Raw genomic sequence first — 20052 nt, forward strand, 5'->3', positions numbered from 1 at the left:
GATGCGGGTCCGGGCGCAGCTCCTGACGGCCGCGGTGGCGGCCCTGACCGGGGTGGGGCTGGTGCTCTCCCCGGTCGGGGACGACACCCGGCTGCTGGAGCTCGCACCCGGACACGGGCCGTCGGCCGGCGACCTGCTGGGCCTGGCCCTGGTCGTGGTCGGGGTGGTCTGGCTGGAGGCGCTGGTCCTGCGGTACCTGCCCGCCGTCCGGCGGCGGCTCGGCGACCGGCCCCTGTTCGCGATCGCCCTGCTCGGGGGGTTCGGGTTCGGGATCGCGGTGGTCTCGGCGGTCCAGGGCGGACCGTGGTGGACGACCGGCCTGTTGCTGGCCTCGCTCTCGTCGGTGGTCCTCGGTGGCGTGCTGGCGAGCGTCACTCCGGGGTAGCGCCGGTCCGTTCCGGGTTGGGACGTGCGGCGCGGTCTGTCCATCGTGGACGCGGGCGGAGCTGGCGCTCTCGGCGGAGGCGCGGCCGGCGTCCCGCTCCTGGCCAGAGCCCTTGTCCGGCCGGCTCGAACGGCTCGCACCGCCCGGATTCGCGTTGTGACGTACGCCATCCCGCGAGTCGAGCGCACGACCGGAAACGGCAGATGCCCCGGACGTGATCACACGTCCGGGGCATCTGTCCTGCGGAGGATGCGGGATTTGAACCCGCGAGGGGCTATCAACCCCAACACGATTTCCAATCGTGCGCCCTAGGCCACTAGGCGAATCCTCCGTCGGCGAGTGTACCGACTGTCCGAGAGCCGGCCAAAATCGGCCCCGGCGCGGTCGGCATCGTGATCAGTAGCCACGGTAGGCGCCGCCGGCGCGCATGGCCTTGACGCCGGGCACCTTGGCCAGCGAGCCGTACCGGGAGATCGAGTAGCGGACGCCGGCGATGATGTTGTGCACCGGGTTCCAGATGTTGCCGTAGCCCGGCAGCGCGTGCGTGCGGAACGTCGGGTCGATCACCTGGAGGACGCCCTTGGACGGGGTGCCCTTGACGGCGTTGGAGTCCCAGTTGTTGATCGCGTTCGGGTTGCCGCTGGACTCGTGCAGCGCCATCGTCCTGACCGCGACCGGGTCGAGGGAGCCGCGCTGGTAGCCGTGGGCGACCAGGACGTCGAACGCCTGGGCGATCCAGCCGTCGAGGGTGTTCGGGTACTGCGGCGGGGCGGGCGGGGGCGGGGGAGCGACCGGGGCCGGGGGAGGCGGGGGAGCGGGCGCCGGCGGCGGGGGGACTACCGGAGCGGGCTGCGGCACGACGGGGGGCTGCGCCGCGGCCTGGGCCAGGGCCGCCGCGGCCTCTGCCGCGTGCGGTCCGTAGTTGGGTCGGGGGTGGGGGAGGCCGGGGGAGGCTTCGGCGGCGAGGGCACTGCCGGCGCTGAGTGACGCCCAGAGGCCGACCGCCGAAATGATCGAGACGATTTTCATGACCCGACAACCGTGCGGGTCCCTGGATGATCGTTCAACAGTGAGTGCCCCATGCCACAATGCGATCACGCAGGTCAGACGGGGTGCTGTGATCCAAATGTGATTAATTTACGAGGCTGGGCAACATCATTAACGGTTTCGGCCCCCGGGTCGAAAGTCCTTGTCTGTCCAGGGAAAACGGGCCCGGGCTGCTGCACTGCCGAGTCTCGTTTTGACGGAGAGTGACCGAGTGGTGCTCACGTCCGCCGGTTGCGCTGAGTCACCCGGAGAAAACATCCCACCATCCCCCCGGGCGGGGGTGGTCCCGGCCACGCTCCCGGCCCGCTACACTGGTCCACGGACCCCGCGCGGCGTCCATCCCGTGAACCTCCCCAGGGCCGGAAGGCAGCAAGGATAAGCGGGCTCTGGCGGGTGCGCGGGGTCCCCTTTCGTTCGAGATGTCCTCCCCACCGCGTAGGGTCGTCCCGTGGCGCTCGCCCTCTACCGCAAGTACCGACCGGCGTCGTTCGCCGAGGTGGTCGGGCAGGAGCACGTCACCGAGCCGTTGCGCACCGCGCTCGCGGCCGGCCGGATCAACCACGCCTACCTCTTCTCCGGGCCCCGTGGCTGCGGCAAGACCTCCAGCGCGCGCATCCTCGCCCGCTCGCTGAACTGCGAGCGCGGGCCGACGCCCGACCCGTGCGGCGAGTGCTCCTCGTGCCACGCGCTGGCCCCGGAGGGGTCGGGCACCGTGGACGTGGTGGAGCTGGACGCGGCCAGCCACGGCGGCGTCGACGACGCCCGCGAGCTGCGCGACCGCGCCTTCTACGCGCCCGCGGAGTCGCGCTACCGGGTGTTCATCATCGACGAGGCCCACATGGTCACCACGCAGGGCTTCAACGCCCTGCTGAAGATCGTGGAGGAGCCCCCGGAGCACCTGATCTTCATCTTCGCCACCACCGAGCCGGACAAGGTGCTGCCGACCATCCGGTCCCGCACGCACCACTACCCCTTCCGGCTGATCCCGCCGGTGGCGATGCGCGCGCTGCTGGAGCGGAACTGCGCCGCCGAGGGCGTCCCGGTCGAACCCGCGGTCTTCCCGTTGGTGATCAGGGCTGGCGGCGGCTCGGCCAGGGACACCCAGTCGGTGATGGACCAGCTCCTGGCCGGCGCCGGCCCCTCCGGGGTCACCTACGACCGGGCGATCGCCCTGCTCGGCGTCACCGACGTCGCGCTGATCGACGACATGGTCGACGCGCTCGCGGCCGGCGACGGCGCCACCGTGTTCGGCACGGTGAACAGCCTGGTCGACGCCGGGCACGACCCGCGGCGGTTCGCCTCGGACCTGCTGGACCGCCTGCGCGATCTGGTGCTGCTCAGGGCGGTGCCCGACGCCGCCCAGCGGGGCCTGGTCGAGGTGCCGGACGACCAGCTCGCCCGGATGACCGCGCAGGCCGAGCGGCTCGGCCCGGCGACCCTGTCCCGCTTCGCCGAGATCCTGCACACTGGCCTCACCGAGATGCGGGGCGCCACGGCTCCTCGGCTGCTGCTCGAACTGCTGTGCGCGCGCATGCTGCTCCCCGGCGCCTCCGACGCCGAGTCGGCCCTGCTCCAGCGCCTCGAACGGCTCGAACGGGACGGCGTCTCCCCGAGCGCCGCCGGCCCTGCTGTCGTGACCGCCCCCGCCGTCTCCGGCGTGGGCGTCCCGGCGGTCGCGCCCGTCGCGTCGCCGGCGGAGGACCGCCCGGGGCGGCGGTTCGAACGGCCCTCCGCGCGGTCCGCGACGCCCCCGCCGGCTCCGGCTCCGGCACCGGTCGAACAGCCGGTTGAGCCGCCGCCAGCGGAGTCGCGTCGTCCCGAGCCGGCCCGGCAGGAGCCCGTGCGGCAGGAGACCCCGGTCGCGCCCGCTCCGCCGCCCGCGCCCGTGGCGCCGCCTGAGCCCCAGGAGCCGGCGACTCCCGCCGCGAGCGAGGGCGGGATGGACGCGGCGGCGGTGCGCCGCGTCTGGCCCGAGGTGCTCAAGGTCGTCGCCACCCGCAACCGGCCGACCCAGGCCCTGCTGCTCAACGCCACGGTGCAGGCGATCGAGGGCAACACGCTCATCCTCGCCATGCCGACCGCCGGGCTGGCCCGTCAGCTCGCCCAGGAACGGCGGCTGGAGGTGTTGCGCGCCGCCCTGCGCGACGTCCTGAACGGCACGTGGGACGTGCAGTGCGTCCACGGTGATCCGGCCCCTGCCGGAGGGGCGACGGGAGGCAACGGCGGTCGTCCCGCCGCGCCGGCGCGTCCCGCGCAGCCGCGCCCGGCGCCCCAGCGGCGCAGCGCCGCCCCGCCACCGCCCGAGCGCCGCCCCGAGCCGCCGCGCGCGGCCGACGAGGACGTCCCCCCGCCCCCGGAGCCGCCGGCGGACGACATCCCGCCGCCTCCGGAGCCGGAGCCCGAGCCGCCGATGGACGAGGAGGCGATGCTCGCCGAGGCGGACCGGTTCGCCAACGACCCCACCGCGGAACGGCAGGACCCGGAGGAAGCGGCCATCGCGCTGCTCCAGCAGCACCTCGGCGCGCAGAAGATCGAGCGCGGCTGACGGCTCACGCGAGGGTGGCTCGGCGCACGCGTCGAACCACCCTCGGGCCGGTCACGGCCGGGTGGAGAGGTACCGGGCCAGGAAGTCGAGGGCCCGGGGGTAGGCGTCGAGCCGGTTCGCCCGCTTCGCCAGTCCGTGTCCCTCGTCGGCGTAGACGCGGAGCTCGCACTCCACGCCCTTGTCCCGGAGCGCGGAGGTGATCTGCTCCGCCTCCGACAACGGCACCCTGGGGTCGTTCGCGCCGTGGATGACGAACAGCGGCGCGCGCATCCGGTCGACGTGCGTGATGGGCGAGGCGTCCACCAGGAAGTCGTGGTCGTGCTGGAGCGAGCCGTACTCGCGCTCGCGGTGCGCCCTGCGGTAGTCGGCGGTGTTGCGCAGGAACGTCACCAGCGACGAGATGCCGACGATGTCCACGCCGGCGGCCCAGCGCTCCGGCTGGAACGCCAGACCGGCGAGGACCATGTAGCCGCCGTACGACCCGCCCCACAACGCGGCCCGCGCGGGGTCGACGCCGATGCTCGGCAGCCAGTCGTGGACGGCCGCGAGGTCGGCCACCGAGTCCAGCCGCTTCCGGACGTCGTCGGCGGAGTACCACCGCTTGCCGTACCCCACCGAGCCGCGGACGTTCGGAACGACGACGGTGTGCCCCCTGGCGACCAGACCCTGGATGACCGGGTTGAAGACCCGGACCGACTGCCCCTCCGGGCCGCCGTGGACGAGCACCACCGCGGAGCCGGCGAGAGCGCCGTCGCCCGTGCCGACGGGCGCGTAGACGGCGCAGGGAACGGACTCGCCGTCCGGCGTGGGGACGCGGTGCGCGGTGGGCTCGACCAGGGGTTCGCCGCCGAGCTGCGCCGCGGAGTCGGTCAACGTCCTGACCTGCCCGGTGTGGGCGTCGAGGAGCAGGACGTCGCCCGGCGTGACCGGGGACGAGTAGGTGAGCGCGACGTAACGCGAGTCCGGCGACCAGATGGGCTCGGGCAGCGGGAAGCTTACCCAGCCGGCTCCGGGGAGGCGCACGTCGTGCCGCTTCGCGCCGGTGTCGGCGTCGTGCAACGACAGCCGGGCCACGCCGTCGTCGTTGGTCTCCACCAGGAGGAGACGCCCGTCCGGCGAGAGCCACCCGGTCAGCTCGTGCTGGTCCGAGGTGACCAGCCAGGACCAGGACTCGTCGGCCAGCTCGTACCGGGCGACGCCGAGCAGGTCGCGCCCGCGGTCGGTGGTCACGACGAGGCCGCGGTCGCCCGGGAGCCAGAAGAGGTGGTCGTGCCGGGCGTGCTCGTCGGCCTCGGTCACCGGGAGGACCTGCTCGTCCTCAATCTCCGGGATGGTGTCCACGAGGAGGAGCCGGTCGGACAGCGCGGGCGCGCCGGGCACGGTGACCGCGAGGTAGTGGCTGTCCGGGGCGATGGCGACCTCGTCGACGTACCCGCCGCGGTCGTAGACCGGCTCCTCCTCGCCGCTGAAGAGGTTGCGGATCAGCACGTCGAAGTCGGTGCCGTTGCGGCGGTTCGTCGCGTAGGCGACCCGGCCGGGCAGCACGTCGAGCAGTCGGTGCACGTGCCTCGGGTCCCGCACCAGGGGCTCCAGGTCGGCCAGCCCGGCGGGCAGCGGCGGCGCCGGGTCGAGCCGGAGCAGGGAGAGCTGGCCCCGTTCGTTGCCGCCGTCGTCGTGCTGGACGACCACGACGCGTTCGCCGGGGAGGTAGCGGCCCCGGCAGGCGCCCGGCAGGGCGGTCAGGGGGGTGACCTCGCCCTCCGGGGACAGCTCCACGAGCTGGGTCGACCCGGTCTCGTCCCACCCGGCGAGCACCCGTCCGTGCTCGTCCACGTCGAACGCGCGCCAGGTCCGCAGTTCCACCAGGTGTTCGATCCCGAGCCCCATGATCACACCCTCGCATACCCGTCCGAGGGATGCGGAAGGCGCTTTCCCTCGGCCACCATGGCGGGTGTCCTCGTGCCCTACCAGGCACTGGGGTCTCCTCCGCCACCACGCATGTCATCCGCGCGCTTCCGTCGCCGCACTCCACGCCGGGGAGGCGCGAGGTTCGGGCGCACGCGCCGGCACTGGCCGTCGGCCACTTCCGTCATCGCGCTGTCTTCCTGCCCTGCGGCAGTGTGCCGCTCGCGCGGAACCGGGACGGGTTCTCCCCGTCGTCTGGTGAGGTGATCAGGCCGGGGCCTGTCGTCCGCTGTTCCAGGCCGGGTCACGACCAGGTCCGACGAGGGGCGCGCGTGGTGGGCGCCGCCGGTGACCGGCTGGTTCGGCTGTCACCGTCCGGCCGCGACTACGCTGGTCAGTGCGCCCACGAACGGCAGCGGAGCCAGGGCGTGTCGATGACGAGAGGAGCCGCGGTGCGACCTGGTGGGCAGCCGAACATGCAGCAGATCGTGCAGCAGGCGCAGAAGATGCAGCAGCAGCTCATGGCCGCGCAGCAGGAGCTGGCCGAGGCCGAGGTGCGGGGCACCGCCGGCGGCGGTCTGGTGACGGCGGTCGTGTCCGGCACCGGCGAGCTGAAGGGGCTGAGCATCGACCCGAAGGCGGTCGACCCCGAGGACACCGAGACCCTGGCCGACCTGGTGGTGGCCGCGGTGCGGGACGCCAACCACAGCGCCCAGGAGCTGGCGGCCAAGAAGATGGGCCCGCTGGCCGGTGGCCTCGGCGGCGGCATGGGCGACCTCGGCGGTCTCGGCCTGCCGGGCTTCTGACGGGACGGCAGACGGGGTGTACGAGGGACCTGTCCAGGACCTGATCGACGAGCTGGGCCGGCTGCCCGGCGTCGGGCCGAAGAGCGCCCAGCGGATCGCGTTCCACCTGCTGGCGGCGGATCCGGCCGACGTCACGCGCCTGCAGGAGGTCCTGCAGCGGGTCAAGGAGGGCGTCCGGTTCTGCGACGTCTGCGGCAACGTCTCCGAGGAGGAGCGGTGCCGGATCTGTCGGGACGCCCGGCGCGACCCGACGGTGGTGTGCGTGGTGGAGGAGCCGAAGGACGTCCTGGCCGTGGAGCGCACGCGGGAGTTCAAGGGTCGCTACCACGTGCTGGGCGGTGCGCTGGACCCGTTGTCCGGCGTCGGCCCCGACCAGCTCCGCATCCGGGAGCTGCTCGCCAGGATCGGGACGGAGGACGTCAGGGAGGTCATCCTGGCCACCGACCCGAACACCGAGGGCGAGGCGACCGCGACCTACCTGGGGCGGATGCTGCGCGACTTCCCCGGGCTGAGCGTGACCCGGCTGGCCTCCGGTCTGCCGATGGGCGGTGACCTGGAGTTCGCCGACGAGCTCACGTTGGGGCGCGCGTTGTCCGGCCGTCGCGCCGTATGACCGGTCCGCGACGTCCCGGGCCCGGCGCCGCCGACGGGCGGCCCCCGGCCCGGGACGTCGCCGACGCGGTGCTGGCCGCGCCGGCCCGGCTGGGCGCCGTGCGCCTGGTGGCGATCGACGGCCCGTCCGGATCGGGCAAGTCCCGCCTGGCCGACGCGCTCGTGGCCGAGCTGGCCGGCCGGGGGAGGTCGGTCGAGCTCGTGCGCACCGACTACTTCGCCACCTGGGACGACCCGGTCGACTGGTGGCCCCACCTGGTGGACGGCGTGCTGACGCCGCTGCGCCGCGGCGAGCGCGGGCGCTACCAGCGGGTCGTGTGGCACGGCGGAGAGCCGGCTCCGGGCCCGTTCGTCGAGGTCGAGGTGCCGGACGTGCTCGTCGTGGAGGGCGTCTCGGCCGCGCGGGCGGCGATCGTCCCGCTGTTGTCCTGCTCGGTCTGGGTGGAGCACCCGGACCCGGCCGAGCGACTCGAACGCGCGGTGCGTCGCGACGGTGAGCTCTCCCGTGCGCACCTGCTCGCCTGGCAGCGCTTCGAACAGGGTTGGTTCGCCACGGACGGGGCGCGGAGCCGGGCGGATCACCGAGTTTTCGTCACGGAGTGAAGTGACAGTGTCACCGAAACGAGTGACGACGTAGTGGGATCGTGACCTCGATCAGTACCCGCGCCTGCCTCGTATCCGACTAGTGTCGTCGACCACATGTGAGACAGACGACACGAGGTGCGTGATGGTCAACACCCGAACTGCCGCTTGGGGGCTGCGCAGGCTGGCGACGGTCGGTCTGGCCGGAGCGGTGGCGCTGAGCATGGCCGCCTGCGCCCAGTCCCAACGCGGTAACACCGACGGAGGCGCCGGCGGGAAGGTCGGCGGCACGCTCACCTTCGGCTCGGAGGGCGCGCCCAAGCTGTTCGACCCGTTCTACGCCACGGACGGACCCACGTTCCGGATCGCGCACCAGATGTTCGAGGGGCTGACCGGGTTCAAGCCCGGCACCGCCGAGATCGCGCCCGCCTTGGCCGAGAAGTGGGAGCACACCCCGGACGGCAGGACGTGGACGTTCCAGCTCCGCAAGGGCGTGCGGTTCCACGACGGCACCGAGTTCGACGCCGACGCGGTGTGCCGGAACTTCAAGCGGATGTCCGGCCAGACCGGCGCCGGCCAGAGCTCGGCGGTCTCGCAGTACTGGGTGGACAACTTCGGCGGTTTCGCCGACGGCGCGAAGCCGTCGCTGTTCAGGTCCTGCACGCCGAAGGACAAGAACACCGCCGTCATCGAGCTGACGCGCTCGACGTCCAAGTTCCCCGGTCTGCTCGGCCTGAAGCCGTTCGTGATGCAGAGCCCGACCGCGTTGGAGAAGTACGACGCGAACAACGTGCGGGCCCAGGGCGACAGCTTCAGCTTCCCGGAGTACGCGCTGCAGCACCCGACGGGCACCGGCGCCTTCAAGTTCGGCAAGTACGACAAGGCGAACAACACGATCGAGCTCGTCCGGTTCGACGACTACTGGGGCGGCAAGACCAAGCTGGACAAGCTCGTCTACAAGATCATCCCGGACGAGACGGCGCGCAAGCAGGAGCTCCAGTCCGGCGCGATCGACGGCTACGACTACCCGGCGCCCGCCGACTGGGCGCAGCTGGAGAAGGACGGCTTCCAGGTCCTGAAGCGGCCGGCCTTCAACATCATGTACCTCGGCTTCACGCAGAAGAACAACGACAAGCTGCGCGACCTGAAGGTGCGGCAGGCCATCGCGCACGCCGTGAACCGCGAGCAGCTGGTGAAGACCCAGCTCCCGGACCGCGCGCAGGTCGCGTCCCAGTTCTTCCCCGACGCCGTCGACGGCTACAACAAGGACCTCAAGGCGATCCCGCACGACCCGGAGAAGGCCAGGCAGCTGCTGGCCGAGGCCGGGGCGACCGGCCTGGCGGTCAACTTCTACTGGCCCAGCGAGGTCACCCGGCCGTACATGCCCAACCCGAAGGACATCTTCGGCGCGATCAAGGCGGACCTGGAGAAGGTCGGCCTGAAGGTCAACGCGGTGACCAAGCCGTGGAACGGCGGCTACCTGGAGGACGTCGACCAGGCCAAGGCCGACCTGTTCCTGCTGGGGTGGACCGGCGACCAGAACACGCCGGACAACTTCATCGGCACCTTCTTCGGCGACCCCACCAACCGGTTCCACACCGGGTCGGCGAGCTGGGGCCAGCAGCTGTCCGGCGAGCTGAAGGCCGCCGACGAGGAGCCGGACGCCGCCAAGCGGACCAGGATGTACCAGGACCTGAACAAGAAGCTGATCAACGAGTACCTGCCGGCGGTCCCGCTGTCGCACTCGCCGCCGGCCGTGGTCTTCCGCAAGGACGTCAAGGGCTTCACGGCGAGCCCGCTGACGTCGACCGGTGAGTCCTTCGCCCCGGTCAGCAAGGGCTGACGGCGGGGACGGCGAGGGGGGACCGCGGTGCTCCGCTACACCCTGCGACGGTTGCTCCAGCTCGTGGGCGTGGTGCTCGTGCTCTCGATGCTGATCTTCGGTTGGCTGCGCGCGCTCCCGGGAGGGCCGGTCTCGGCCCTCCTGGGGGAGCGGGGCACCGAGGAGGCGCGGCGCGAGCTCACCGCCCAGCTCGGGCTCGACCAACCGATCTTCGTGCAGTACGGGAAGTTCCTGGGCCGCGCCCTGTCCGGAGACTTCGGCGCGTCCACCGGCGTGCAGCCGGGCGACAGCGCGATCGAGATCTTCCTCCAGCGGTTCCCGGCCACCGTCGAGCTGAGCGTGGTCGCGATCGTGCTGGCGGTGCTGTTCGGCATCCCGCTCGGCTACCTGGCCGCGCGGCGCCGGGGCGGCTGGCTGGACAACCTCGGCGTCGTCGGCTCGCTGGTCGGCGTCGCCGTGCCGGTGTTCTTCCTGGCGTTCCTGCTCAAGTACCTGTTCGCGGTCCAGCTCGGGTGGCTGCCCGCCTCCGGTCGGCAGACCGGCGGGCTGGACGCCACCCGGGTGACCGGGTTCTTCGTGCTCGACGGGCTGCTCACCAGGGAGTGGGACGCCGCGGCCGACGCGTTGGCGCACCTGGTCCTGCCGGCGATGGCGCTGGCCACGATCCCGTTCGCGGTGATCTTCCGGATCACCAGGGCCGCGGTGTTGGACGTGCTCGACGAGGACTACGTGCGCACCGCCGAGTCGAAGGGGCTGACCACCTCGGTCATCCGGCGGCGGCACGTGCTGCGCAACGCGATGCTCCCGGTGGTCACCACCATCGGCCTGCAGACCGGAGCGCTGCTGGCCGGGGCGGTGCTCACCGAGAAGGTGTTCGCCTTCCCCGGCCTCGGCGAGGCGCTGGCGCTCGGCTTCGAACGCAGGGACTACCCGGTGCTGCAACTGATGATCATCATGGCGGCGATGGTGTACGTGCTGGTCAACCTGGTCGTCGACCTGTCCTACGCGGTGATCGACCCGCGTGTGCGAACGCGGTGAAGGGGGGCGACGTGTCTGGTTCCGTCTCACGCTCCGGGTCCCGCCCGCCCACGCTGGGCGGGCGGAAGGAACGCCTCGACGCGCTCGCCGCGACCGCGGCCGACGGGCCGGGCGACGCCGGCGTCAGCCTGGCCGCGTCCGCGTGGCGGCGGCTGCGGCGCAACCCGGTGTTCCTCCTGGGCGCGGCGATCATCGTCCTGTTCGTCGTGGTCGCGTTGCTGTCGCCGTGGCTGGCGGCGCACGACCCGACCGCGCGGCTGCTGGAAGGCCAGGTGTCGCGGGCGCGCAACGAGATCCCCGCGGCGCAGGAGGGCTTCCCGCTGGGCGGCGACCAGGTCGGAAGGGACCTGCTGTCGCGGTTGCTGGTGGGTTCGCAGCAGACCCTCATGGTCGGCGTGTTCGCCACCGTGATCGGGCTGGCCGGCGGTCTGCTCCTGGGCACCGTGGCCGGCGCGCTCGGCGGGTGGGTCGACTCGCTGGTGATGCGGGTCGTGGACGTCATGCTGTCCATCCCCAGCCTGCTGCTGGCCTTCTCGATCGGCGCGCTGTTCCCGAGCCCGTCGCAGTTCACCGTGATCCTGGCGGTGGCGACCGTGCAGATCCCGATCTTCGCGCGGCTGTTGCGCGGCTCGATGCTCGCCCAGCGCGGCAGCGACCACGTCCTGGCCGCCAGGGCGTTGGGGGTGCGTCCGCGTGCCATCGTGTTCCGGCACATGCTGCCCAACTCGTTGGGGCCGGTGATCGTGCAGGCCACGCTGGTGCTCGCGGTGGCGATCATCGACGCGGCCGCGCTGTCGTTCCTCGGCCTCGGCAACCCGGACGACTCGATCCCGGAGTGGGGCCAGATGCTCGGCGGCGCCCAGAACGTGATCGACAGCCACCCGAACCTCGCGTTCTGGCCGGCCGGCTGCATCATCATCGTCGCGTTGGGGTTCACGCTCGTCGGCGAGTCCCTGCGGGACGCCCTCGACCCGAAGAACCGGCGCTGACCGGCGTCGGCGGGAGAAGACATGGCGCTGCTCGACGTTTCCGACCTCTCCGTCGTCTTCCAACGCAGGGGCGAGCCGCCCTTCACGGCGGTGGACGGGGTGAGTTTCTCGGTGGAGCCCGGCCAGACGGTCGGGCTGGTGGGGGAGTCCGGGTGTGGCAAGTCGGTCACCTCCCTCGCGATCATGGGCCTGCTGCCCCGGCGGGGGGCGGTGGTCACGGGCTCGGTGCGGTTCGAGGGCGCCGAGCTGCTGTCGCTGTCGGCGCGGCAGATGCGGGACCGCCGGGGGCGCGACCTCGGCATGGTGTTCCAGGACCCGCTGTCCTCGCTCAACCCGGTGATCGCCATCGGGCTGCAGGTCACGGAGGTGCTGGAGCGCCACCGCGGGATGCCGCGCAGGCAGGCCATGGTGGAGGCCGCGGACCTGCTGGACAAGGTGGGCATCCCCGACCCGCGACGGCGGTTGGACGAGTACCCGCACCAGCTCTCCGGCGGGATGCGGCAACGCGCGCTCATCGCGATGGCGTTGGCCTGCCGGCCGCGGCTGCTCATCGCCGACGAGCCCACGACCGCGCTGGACGTGACCATCCAGGCCCAGATCCTGGCCCTGCTCGCCGAGCTGGTCCGGGACACCGGAACCGCGCTCATCATGATCACCCACGACCTGGGTGTGGTCGCCGGGCTGTGCGACGAGGTGAACGTGCTCTACGGGGGGCGCGTGGTGGAGCGGGCGCGGCGGCACGAGCTGTTCCGCCGGCCGCGGCACCCGTACACCCACGGGCTGCTGGCCTCGATCCCCCGGCTCGACGCCCCGCGAGGTGAGCGGCTCGTCCCGATCCGCGGCTCGGTTGCCGACAACATCCCGTGGGACCACGGCTGCGCGTTCGCGCCCCGCTGCCCGAACGCGCTGGGGACCTGCGTCGAGGTCACGCCCCAGATGGACGAAGAGGACGGACGGCTGTTGCGGTGCCACAACCCGGTCCAGGAGAATCAGGAGGTACCGGCGTGACCTCCGTATCGCCCGCCACCCAGAAGTCCGCCGCGGACACCGGCGTCCTGGTCGCCGTCGACGATCTCAAAGTTCATTTCCCGATCCGGCGCGGCCTCATCCTGGACCGCACGGTCGGCTACGTCTACGCGGTCGACGGGGTCGATCTCGACATTCGTCGAGGGGAGACCTACGGCCTCGTGGGCGAGTCCGGGTGCGGCAAGTCCACCCTCGGGCGGGCCATGCTCCGGCTGGTCGAGCCGACGGGCGGCCGGGTGGTGTTCGACGGGGTCGACCTGTCCGCGACGCACGGCGAGGCGCTGCGGCGGATGCGCCGCCGGATGCAGATGGTCTTCCAGGACCCGCTGTCCTCGTTGGACCCCCGGCAGTCCGTGGAGTCCATCCTGGTCGAGGGGCTGCGGGCGCACGGTCTCGACCGGGGGCGGGAGGCCACCGGCCGCCGGTTGCGCGAGCTGCTGTCCGCGGTGGGCCTGCCGTCGACCGCGCTGCGGAAGTACCCGCACGAGTTCTCCGGCGGGCAGCGGCAGCGGATCGGCATCGCCCGCGCCCTCACCGTCGACCCGGACCTGGTCGTCGCCGACGAGCCGGTGTCCGCGCTCGACGTGTCGGTGCAGGCGCAGGTGATCAACCTGTTGGCCGACCTGCAGCAGGAGTTCGGGCTGACCTACCTGGTCATCGCGCACGACCTCGCCGTGGTCCGGCACATCTCGGACCGGGTCGGCGTGATGTACCTGGGCGGGATCGTGGAGGAGGCGGGGTCGGACGAGCTGTACGTGCAGCCGCTGCACCCCTACACGCGGGCGTTGCTCTCGGCGGTGCCCGTGCCCGACCCGGTGCTGGAGGACCGGCGGGAACGCATCCTGCTGACCGGCGACCTGCCGTCCCCGGCGGCGCCGCCCGCCGGCTGCCGCTTCCACACTCGGTGTCCGTGGCGGCAGCCGAAGCGGTGCGACACCGAGCGGCCCCGCCTGCGGGAGGTGGCGCCGGGACACCGCGTGGCCTGTCACTGGGCGGAGGACATCAGGGACGGCCGGATCAGCCCGCACGAGGTGCGGCCCGAGCTGGTCGAGGAGGAGAGCGCGCTCGTGCCGGACACCGCGTTGACCGGACCCGCCTCGGTCACCGAGGTCCTCGGGCCCTGACCGTCGCCCGTCGGCGGGTGGCAGCGACGCCCCACGCCGAGGCATGACCGGTGCCGCGTGGTTGCCGGGGCAGGGCCGGACCGGCGTGGTGGGGCTGTGGCCTGCGACGGTTCCACTGGGCGGGTTCGGCGTCGAGGAGGTAGAGAGGGGGAGTGCAGCTCTTCACCGAACGGGAAGCGATCGTGGTGGCCTGCCGCCGTCTGGTGCGGGATCGGCTGGTGGTGGGCACCGCGGGCAACCTCAGCGTCCGGTCGGACGACCTGGTGGCGGTCACGCCGAGCGGGGTCGACTACGACCGGCTCACGCCGGAGCTGATCGGGGTCCACCGGCTCGACGGCGCCCCGGTCGACGCGCCGCTGGAGGCCACCAGCGAGTTGCCGCTGCACCTCGCGCTCTACGGGCGGACCGACGCCACGGCGGTCGTGCACACGCACTCGCCCGCCGCGACCGCGCTGTCCTGCCTGGTCGACGAGGTGCCACCGGTGCACTACTACCTCGCGTTGTTCGGTGGCAGGGTCCGAGTGGCCGAGTACGCGACGTACGGCACCCGGGAACTCGCCGAGTCGGTGCTCGCCGCGCTCGACGGCGCGTCGGCGTGCCTGCTGGCCAACCACGGCGCGCTGGCCGTCGGCGCGACCCTCACCCAGGCCTACGAGCGCGCCTGCTACCTGGAATGGGTGTGCGACGTGGCGTTGCGCGTGCTCTCGGCGGGCGGAGCGCCCCGGTTGCTCAGCGAGGAGCAGTTGGCGGACGCCAGCAAGATCACGCGGTACGGGCAAGAACCGCCCCGCTGACCCCGCGGCGACCGGCCCGTCGCTGGTCGATCAGCTCTGGTCGCGGAGCAGCCGGAGGACCGCCCGCTCCAGTCGGTCCCTGACCTCGGGCCTGGTCAGCTCCGCCGAGCCGAGGCGCGCCACCGTGGGGCGGATCGTCCGCCCCTCCTCGTAGGCCTCCAGCACCCGGGGGTCCACATAGGACTTCCGGCAGACGGCGGGGGTGTTCCCCAGCTCCTCGGCGACGTCGGCGAGGGCGTTGGCCACCGCGCGCCTGCGGCCCCGCTTGGTCTCCGGCCGGTCCTCGACTGCGAGGGCCACGGCGGCCAGCACGGTGGCGTTCCAGGTGCGGACGTCCTTGGCGGTGAACCCGTCGCCGGCCAGCTCGCGCAGGAACTCGTTGATGTCCTCCGCCCGGACGTTGTGCCAGCCCCGGTCCCAGTAGCCCAGCAACTCCGGGTTGGGGTCCGCGCGCCGGAGCAGGGCGCGGACCACGACCCGGAGGTCGGGGTCGTCCAGGACGGTGCGCCGCTCGATCCCGCCCTTGGCGGTGTAGGCGACGTGGATCCGACCCCGGTTCAGCTCCACGTGCTTCCGCAGGAGGGTGGACAGGCCGTAGCTGCCGTGCTCCTGGGCGTACTCGTGCCCGCCGACCCGGAAGACACCCAGCTCCAGCATGCGGACCGCCGCCGCGAGCACCCGCTCCCTGCCCAGTCCCCGGACCCCGACCAGCTCGGCCACCCTCGCCCTGACCCGGGGCATCCGGGCGCCGAGCGCGAGCACCCGCTCGAACTTCTCGGCGTCCCGCTTCGCGACCCAGTCCTCGTGGTAGAGGTACTGCCGCCGCCCGGCGTCGTCCGTCCCGGTCGCCTGGATGTGCCCCCGGGAGTCCGGGCAGATCCAGACGTCCCGCCACGCCGGCGGGATCGCGAGGTGCCCCACGCGCTCCAACTCGTCGGCTTCGGTCACCGGTCGGCCGTCCGCGTGGAGGTAGCTGAAGCCGCGCCCGCGGCGCCGCCGCGTCAGGCCCGGTTCGCTGGGATCACTGCGACGGAGCCGACCCATGGCACGGGAGTACCCACAACGCGTGGTGAGCCCTCCCACCAGCGCGTTGTGGGCACCGGTCCGCCCGACCCGGCAGCGGGTCAGCGGTGCGCGCGGTTGACCGCGGAGACCACGGCCCGCAGCGAGGCGGTGACCGTGGAGCCGCTCACCCCCACCCCCCACAGCACCCGGTCGCTGATGGCGCACTCGACGTACGCCGCGGCCTGGGCGTCGTCGCCCGCGCTCATGGCGTGCTCCACGTAGTCCAGCACCCGCACGTCGTAGCCGACGGTCGCCAGGGCGTCGACGAACGCGGCGATCGGGCCGTTGCCGTTCCCGGTGATCTCGTGCTCCTCGCCGTCCACCCGGACGGTCGCGACGATCTCGTGCCGGCCGTCGCCGAAGTCGGACACGTGGTGCCGCAGCAGCGCCAGCGGCGTGGCGGGCGTGAGGTACTCGGTCGCGAAGACGTCCCACATCTCCTTGGGCGTGACCTCGCCGCCCTCGGAGTCGGTGACCTCCTGCACCACCCGGGAGAAGTCGATCTGCAGCCGCCGCGGCAGGTCCATGTGGTGCTCGGCCTTCATCAGGTAGGCGACGCCGCCCTTGCCGGACTGCGAGTTGACCCGGATGACCGCCTCGTAGCTGCGGCCGACGTCCTTCGGGTCGATCGGCAGGTAGGGGACCTCCCACGGGAAGTCGTCGACGTGCTCGCCGGCCTCCTTGGCCTCCTCCTCCAGCGCCTCCAGGCCCTTCTTGATCGCGTCCTGGTGGCTGCCGGAGAACGCCGTGAACACCAGGTCGCCGCCGTAGGGGTGGCGCTCGGGCACCGGGAGCTGGTTGCAGTACTCGACCGTCCGGCGCACCTCGTCGATGTCGGAGAGGTCCAGCTGCGGGTCCACGCCCTGGCTGAACATGTTCATGGCCAGCGTGACGAGGCAGACGTTGCCGGTGCGCTCGCCGTTGCCGAACAGGCAGCCCTCGATCCGGTCGGCGCCGGCCTGGTACCCCAGCTCCGCGGCGGCGACGCCGGTGCCGCGGTCGTTGTGCGGGTGCAGGCTGAGGATCACCGAGTCCCGCCGCGCCAGGTTGCGGTGCATCCACTCGATCGAGTCGGCGTACACGTTGGGCGTGGCCATCTCGACGGTCGCGGGCAGGTTCAGGATCACCGGCTCGCTCGGCGTGGGCTGCCAGATCTCGGTGACGGCGTCGCACACCTCCAGCGCGTAGGCCAGCTCGGTGCCCGTGTAGGACTCCGGCGAGTACTGCCAGCGGAAGCGCGTCTCCGAATACCGCTCGGCCAGGTCGAGCACCATGCGCGCGGCGTCCGTGGCGATCTTCCTGATCCCGGCCCGGTCCTGGCGGAACACGACCCGCCGCTGCAGGACCGAGGTCGAGTTGTAGATGTGCACGATGGCCCGGGGCGCGCCCTCCAGCGCCGCGAAGGTGCGTTCGATCAGCTCCTCGCGGCACTGGGTGAGCACCTGGATCGTGACGTCCTCCGGGACGGCCCCGTCCTCGATGATCTCGCGCACGAAGTCGAAGTCGGTCTGGCTGGCCGCGGGGAAGCCGACCTCGATCTCCTTGAAGCCCATCCGCACCAGCAGGTCGAACATCTTGCGCTTGCGGGCGGGCGACATCGGCTCGATCAGGGCCTGGTTGCCGTCGCGGAGGTCCACCGCGCACCACAGGGGCGCGCGGCTGATCCGCTGGTCCGGCCAGGTGCGGTCGGGCAGTGCGACCGGCTCGACCAGCTCGGCGAACGGCCGGTACCGGTGGTGGGGCATCGAGCTGCCCCGTTGCGGGTTCCAGGCCGGCTGGTCGGCGGGGGCGGGGCGGGAGGGCGTGCGGATGCGGCTCTTCGCCGGGACGAAGGCGTCGGGGTGGGTGCTCATGCGGAGGGTGCTCCTGGTGGCTGGGGGGAGACCGGCCGCGCCCGCGCTCGAACCCCGCGACGAGGAGCCGGTCTGGTCAGACCCCGTCGCGGCGGCGAAGCAGGAGGCGCCCACGAGCCACGGGCCGAGGGTAACCGGCCGGCTCGACGACGGGGAACCGCTTCCCGTATCGCGAGAAGAGCGACCCGTTGACCAGGAGTTATCACACGCCGTGGTTGCTGGCGCGAGCGGTGGGGGTCGCCACCGGCGGACTGTGACTCGTGCCGTTCCGAGCGTGCTCGGCACCCGTGAGCGGTGTGCGGTGCGGTGGAGACTGACCCGTCCCGGGCAGCTCCACGGCACCGTCCAAGGTGTCGTCCTGCCCCACGGGGTGGGGCCGGAGCGGGGTCAGAAGGCGGACTGGCCCCACTCGCCGGTGAACACCAGCTCGTTCAGCGGATGACGGCTCCGGGGCCGGGTGTCGCGTTCGGCCAGGTCGGCCGGCGCGGTGCCCGGGGCGGCCAGTCGGCCCACCGCGATCACGATGACGGGCTCCACGGTGGCGGGCAGGTCGAGCACGCTCCGGGCGGCCTCCTTGTCGAACCCGCTCATCTGGTGGGCCGCCAGTCCCTCGGCCACGGCCTGGAGGGCGAGGTTCTGCGCGGCCAGGGCCACCCCGTACTCGGCGTACGGCACGAGCTCGCCCTTGTCGTCGCGGGCCACCGCGGCGCCCAGCACCAGCGCCCCGGCCGCGCCCGCCCACCCCTGGTTGCCCCGGGACAGGACGCCCAGCAGGCGCCCGAAGGTGTCGTCGCCCCGCCGGCCGACGAGGAACCGCGCCGGCTGGGAGTTGCCCCACGACGGCGCCCACCGGGCCGCCTCGAACAGCGCGCGCAGCGCGTCGTCGCTGATCGTCGCCGCGGGGTCCAACGCGCGGGGACTCCACCGCTGGGCGATCAGCGGGTGCAGCGGCGCGCTCGACGTGGCCAGGCGGTCGGACTGGGGGACGGCGTCGACGATCACGTCACCGCACGTTACCCGCGACCTAGATCGCGTAGCCCCACGAGGTGATGGAGTACGCGCCGAACCACGCGCTGAACACCGCCACCGCGGTGCACACCGCGACGACCGTGCTCGTGCGCCGCCGAGCCAGACCGATCGCGATCGGCAGCATCAGGGTGAACGCCGGGACCAGCAGCCGGGCCTTGGAGTTCATCAGGCCGTTCGAGCCGATGACCATCAACAGCGCGCAGATCGAGAAGACGAGCACCGGCCACGGCAGCCGCATCCGGAACCCGACCAGCACCAGCACCACGGCGGCCACGAGGAACCCGACGGTGGCCACCTCCAGCACGGAGCGGGCCGAGGCCAGCGCGTCGAGACCGAACTTCCAGGTCGCCGCGCCCCCGTCGAACCGCGACGCCCAGCCCCGCTCCTGCAACCCGAAGTAGCCGTTCCAGTGACCGGTGCGCCAACCGACCCACGCGAGGTAGCCCACCAGGCCGGCCGGCGCGAGCAGCCCGGCCACCCACGGTCGCCAGCCGTCCCGCCGCCGGATCACGGCCACCAGGGCGGCCAGGCCGACGGCGACGACCAGCGCGCCCGCGGTCGGTCGGACCAACCCGGCGAACGCGCAGCACACCCCCGCGAGCAGCCACCGCCGCTCCAGCGTCGCGACCAGCCCCCAGACGGCGAACGCGCAGAACAGGGCCTCCGAGTACGCCATCGACAGCACGATGGCCATCGGGGAGGCGGCGAACAGCACGACCAGGACCAGCCCGGCCCGCCGGCCGCCGCCCGCGAGCTCGCCCAGCCGGGTCAGGCCGTAGGCGGCCGCCACCCCCGCCACCACGCTCACCGCGAAGGCCCCGGACACCAGCCCGAGCCCCGGCAGCGCGGACGCCATGCGGACCAGGGCCGGGTACCCGGGGAAGAAGGCCAGCGGCGTCTCGGCGCTGCGGTGCCCGAAGGCGTCCACCAGCCGGGGCGACACCCCGTCGTAGCCGCCGGCCGCGATGCCGAGGTACCAGAGGCCGTCCCACGACGTGAGCGTCGAGCTGACCGCCACCCGGTTGCGGGCGGCCATCCACTCCAGCACCAGCAGGCCCAGCTCCCGGACCGCGAGGTAGAGCACCGCGGGGGCGACCAGGGTCAGCACCCGGCGCCGGGTCCAGTAGGCGTGCGTCCACCACGCCGGTCGGCGCCGGCCCGCCTCCTCCGCCGGCCCGCCCGCGTCGTCGCCCGGGGTGACCGGCTCGTTGTCCACCTGGGTCGCCGACACACGATCCTCCACACCAGCCGGCCGTTTCTTCCGGTCAGGCTAGTGTCCGCTGACCACGGTGAGCTTGCACACAACGCCACCGATCGGCCTGCGGGTACGCTCCCGGGTCAGCGGGACGACGCTGTCCTCGACGTTTCCAGCCGCCCGCGTGCCCGCGGGAGGTCCGCCCTGCCCGAGG

General features: G+C 72.7%; 17 protein-coding genes, 1 tRNA gene and 1 other RNA gene. 12 read left to right on the top strand and 7 right to left on the bottom strand.

Annotated elements, in window-relative coordinates:
- The first annotated feature begins 1 nt into the window (after position 1).
- A complete protein-coding gene (locus BUE43_RS04120; protein WP_143173926.1) occupies positions 2-385 on the top strand; it encodes an alanine:cation symporter family protein in 384 nt (127 codons plus the stop codon).
- 243 nt (positions 386-628) lie between these two features.
- On the opposite strand, the gene BUE43_RS04125 is transcribed toward BUE43_RS04120, so the two are convergent.
- Both BUE43_RS04125 and BUE43_RS34950 read right to left on the bottom strand, forming a co-directional pair.
- A tRNA-Ser gene (locus BUE43_RS04125) sits at positions 629-716 on the bottom strand.
- Positions 717-781: 65 nt separating this feature from the next.
- Positions 782-1414 (bottom strand): lytic transglycosylase domain-containing protein, encoded by a 633-nt coding sequence (locus BUE43_RS34950; protein ID WP_083959283.1) that lies wholly within the window; start codon positions 1412-1414, stop codon positions 782-784.
- Positions 1415-1749: 335 nt separating this feature from the next.
- Between BUE43_RS34950 and ffs the strand changes: the two genes are divergently transcribed.
- Both ffs and BUE43_RS04145 read left to right on the top strand, forming a co-directional pair.
- An RNA gene (ffs, locus tag BUE43_RS04140) (signal recognition particle sRNA small type) lies at positions 1750-1844 on the top strand.
- A gap of 36 nt (positions 1845-1880) precedes the next feature.
- A complete protein-coding gene (locus tag BUE43_RS04145; protein WP_073479914.1) occupies positions 1881-3977 on the top strand; it encodes a DNA polymerase III subunit gamma and tau in 2097 nt (698 codons plus the stop codon).
- A 51-nt stretch (positions 3978-4028) separates the two neighbouring features.
- On the opposite strand, the gene BUE43_RS04150 is transcribed toward BUE43_RS04145, so the two are convergent.
- The gene (locus tag BUE43_RS04150) at positions 4029-5864 is read right to left on the bottom strand and encodes a S9 family peptidase (protein ID WP_073479915.1); all 1836 of its coding nucleotides are present in this window, start codon (positions 5862-5864) and stop codon (positions 4029-4031) included.
- 452 nt (positions 5865-6316) lie between these two features.
- On the opposite strand from BUE43_RS04150, the gene BUE43_RS04155 reads away from it, so the two are divergent.
- From BUE43_RS04155 to BUE43_RS04195, 9 genes are all read left to right on the top strand, one after another.
- Positions 6317-6688 (top strand): YbaB/EbfC family nucleoid-associated protein, encoded by a 372-nt coding sequence (locus BUE43_RS04155; RefSeq protein ID WP_073480267.1) that lies wholly within the window; start codon positions 6317-6319, stop codon positions 6686-6688.
- 16 nt (positions 6689-6704) lie between these two features.
- Entirely contained in the window at positions 6705-7301 is a 597-nt protein-coding gene (gene recR, locus BUE43_RS04160; RefSeq protein ID WP_073479916.1) for a recombination mediator RecR, read from the top strand.
- Positions 7298-7903, top strand: coding sequence for a uridine kinase family protein (locus BUE43_RS04165; protein ID WP_234995517.1), 606 nt, complete (start codon positions 7298-7300; stop codon positions 7901-7903). The genes recR and BUE43_RS04165 overlap by 4 nt, the downstream gene beginning before the upstream one ends.
- Before the next feature lie 124 nt (positions 7904-8027).
- Positions 8028-9725 carry an ABC transporter substrate-binding protein gene (locus tag BUE43_RS04170; RefSeq protein WP_073479917.1) on the top strand — a complete coding sequence of 566 codons (1698 nt, stop codon included), beginning with the start codon at positions 8028-8030 and terminating at the stop codon, positions 9723-9725.
- Between the two features lie 27 nt (positions 9726-9752).
- On the top strand, positions 9753-10763 hold the full coding sequence (locus BUE43_RS04175) for an ABC transporter permease (RefSeq protein WP_073479918.1): 1011 nt from the start codon (positions 9753-9755) through the stop codon (positions 10761-10763).
- A 53-nt stretch (positions 10764-10816) separates the two neighbouring features.
- Entirely contained in the window at positions 10817-11752 is a 936-nt protein-coding gene (locus BUE43_RS04180; RefSeq protein ID WP_073480269.1) for an ABC transporter permease, read from the top strand.
- A 21-nt stretch (positions 11753-11773) separates the two neighbouring features.
- Positions 11774-12760: an ABC transporter ATP-binding protein gene (locus BUE43_RS04185; protein ID WP_073479919.1), complete on the top strand. Its 987-nt coding sequence runs from the start codon at positions 11774-11776 to the stop codon at positions 12758-12760.
- On the top strand, positions 12757-13902 hold the full coding sequence (locus tag BUE43_RS04190; RefSeq protein WP_073479920.1) for an ABC transporter ATP-binding protein: 1146 nt from the start codon (positions 12757-12759) through the stop codon (positions 13900-13902). Before BUE43_RS04185 ends, BUE43_RS04190 begins: the two co-directional genes overlap by 4 nt.
- A gap of 152 nt (positions 13903-14054) precedes the next feature.
- On the top strand, positions 14055-14696 hold the full coding sequence (locus tag BUE43_RS04195) for a class II aldolase/adducin family protein (protein WP_073479921.1): 642 nt from the start codon (positions 14055-14057) through the stop codon (positions 14694-14696).
- Positions 14697-14726: 30 nt separating this feature from the next.
- On the opposite strand, the gene BUE43_RS04200 is transcribed toward BUE43_RS04195, so the two are convergent.
- From BUE43_RS04200 to BUE43_RS04215, 4 genes are all read right to left on the bottom strand, one after another.
- Entirely contained in the window at positions 14727-15740 is a 1014-nt protein-coding gene (locus tag BUE43_RS04200; RefSeq protein ID WP_073479922.1) for a DNA topoisomerase IB, read from the bottom strand.
- A gap of 80 nt (positions 15741-15820) precedes the next feature.
- Complete coding sequence (leuA, locus tag BUE43_RS04205) at positions 15821-17614, bottom strand: 2-isopropylmalate synthase (protein ID WP_073479923.1); 1794 nt, start codon at positions 17612-17614, stop codon at positions 15821-15823.
- 387 nt (positions 17615-18001) lie between these two features.
- A complete protein-coding gene (locus tag BUE43_RS04210; RefSeq protein ID WP_234995518.1) occupies positions 18002-18616 on the bottom strand; it encodes a nitroreductase family protein in 615 nt (204 codons plus the stop codon).
- A gap of 22 nt (positions 18617-18638) precedes the next feature.
- On the bottom strand, positions 18639-19874 hold the full coding sequence (locus tag BUE43_RS04215; RefSeq protein ID WP_143173927.1) for a hypothetical protein: 1236 nt from the start codon (positions 19872-19874) through the stop codon (positions 18639-18641).
- Between the last annotated feature and the right edge of the window lie 178 nt (positions 19875-20052).

It is taken from the genome of Streptoalloteichus hindustanus, assembly GCF_900129375.1.
Taxonomy (GTDB): Bacteria; Actinomycetota; Actinomycetes; order Mycobacteriales; family Pseudonocardiaceae; genus Streptoalloteichus; species Streptoalloteichus hindustanus.

Coding starts and splice junctions, on each gene's coding strand:
- BUE43_RS04120 (WP_143173926.1), top strand. CDS start 2: ATGCGGGTCCGGGCGCAGCTCCTGACGGCCGCGGTGGCGGCCCTGACC.
- BUE43_RS34950 (WP_083959283.1), bottom strand. CDS start 1,414: ATGAAAATCGTCTCGATCATTTCGGCGGTCGGCCTCTGGGCGTCACTC.
- BUE43_RS04150 (WP_073479915.1), bottom strand. CDS start 5,864: ATGGGGCTCGGGATCGAACACCTGGTGGAACTGCGGACCTGGCGCGCG.
- BUE43_RS04155 (WP_073480267.1), top strand. CDS start 6,317: ATGACGAGAGGAGCCGCGGTGCGACCTGGTGGGCAGCCGAACATGCAG.
- BUE43_RS04165 (WP_234995517.1), top strand. CDS start 7,298: ATGACCGGTCCGCGACGTCCCGGGCCCGGCGCCGCCGACGGGCGGCCC.
- BUE43_RS04170 (WP_073479917.1), top strand. CDS start 8,028: ATGGTCAACACCCGAACTGCCGCTTGGGGGCTGCGCAGGCTGGCGACG.
- BUE43_RS04185 (WP_073479919.1), top strand. CDS start 11,774: ATGGCGCTGCTCGACGTTTCCGACCTCTCCGTCGTCTTCCAACGCAGG.
- BUE43_RS04200 (WP_073479922.1), bottom strand. CDS start 15,740: ATGGGTCGGCTCCGTCGCAGTGATCCCAGCGAACCGGGCCTGACGCGG.
- leuA (WP_073479923.1), bottom strand. CDS start 17,614: ATGAGCACCCACCCCGACGCCTTCGTCCCGGCGAAGAGCCGCATCCGC.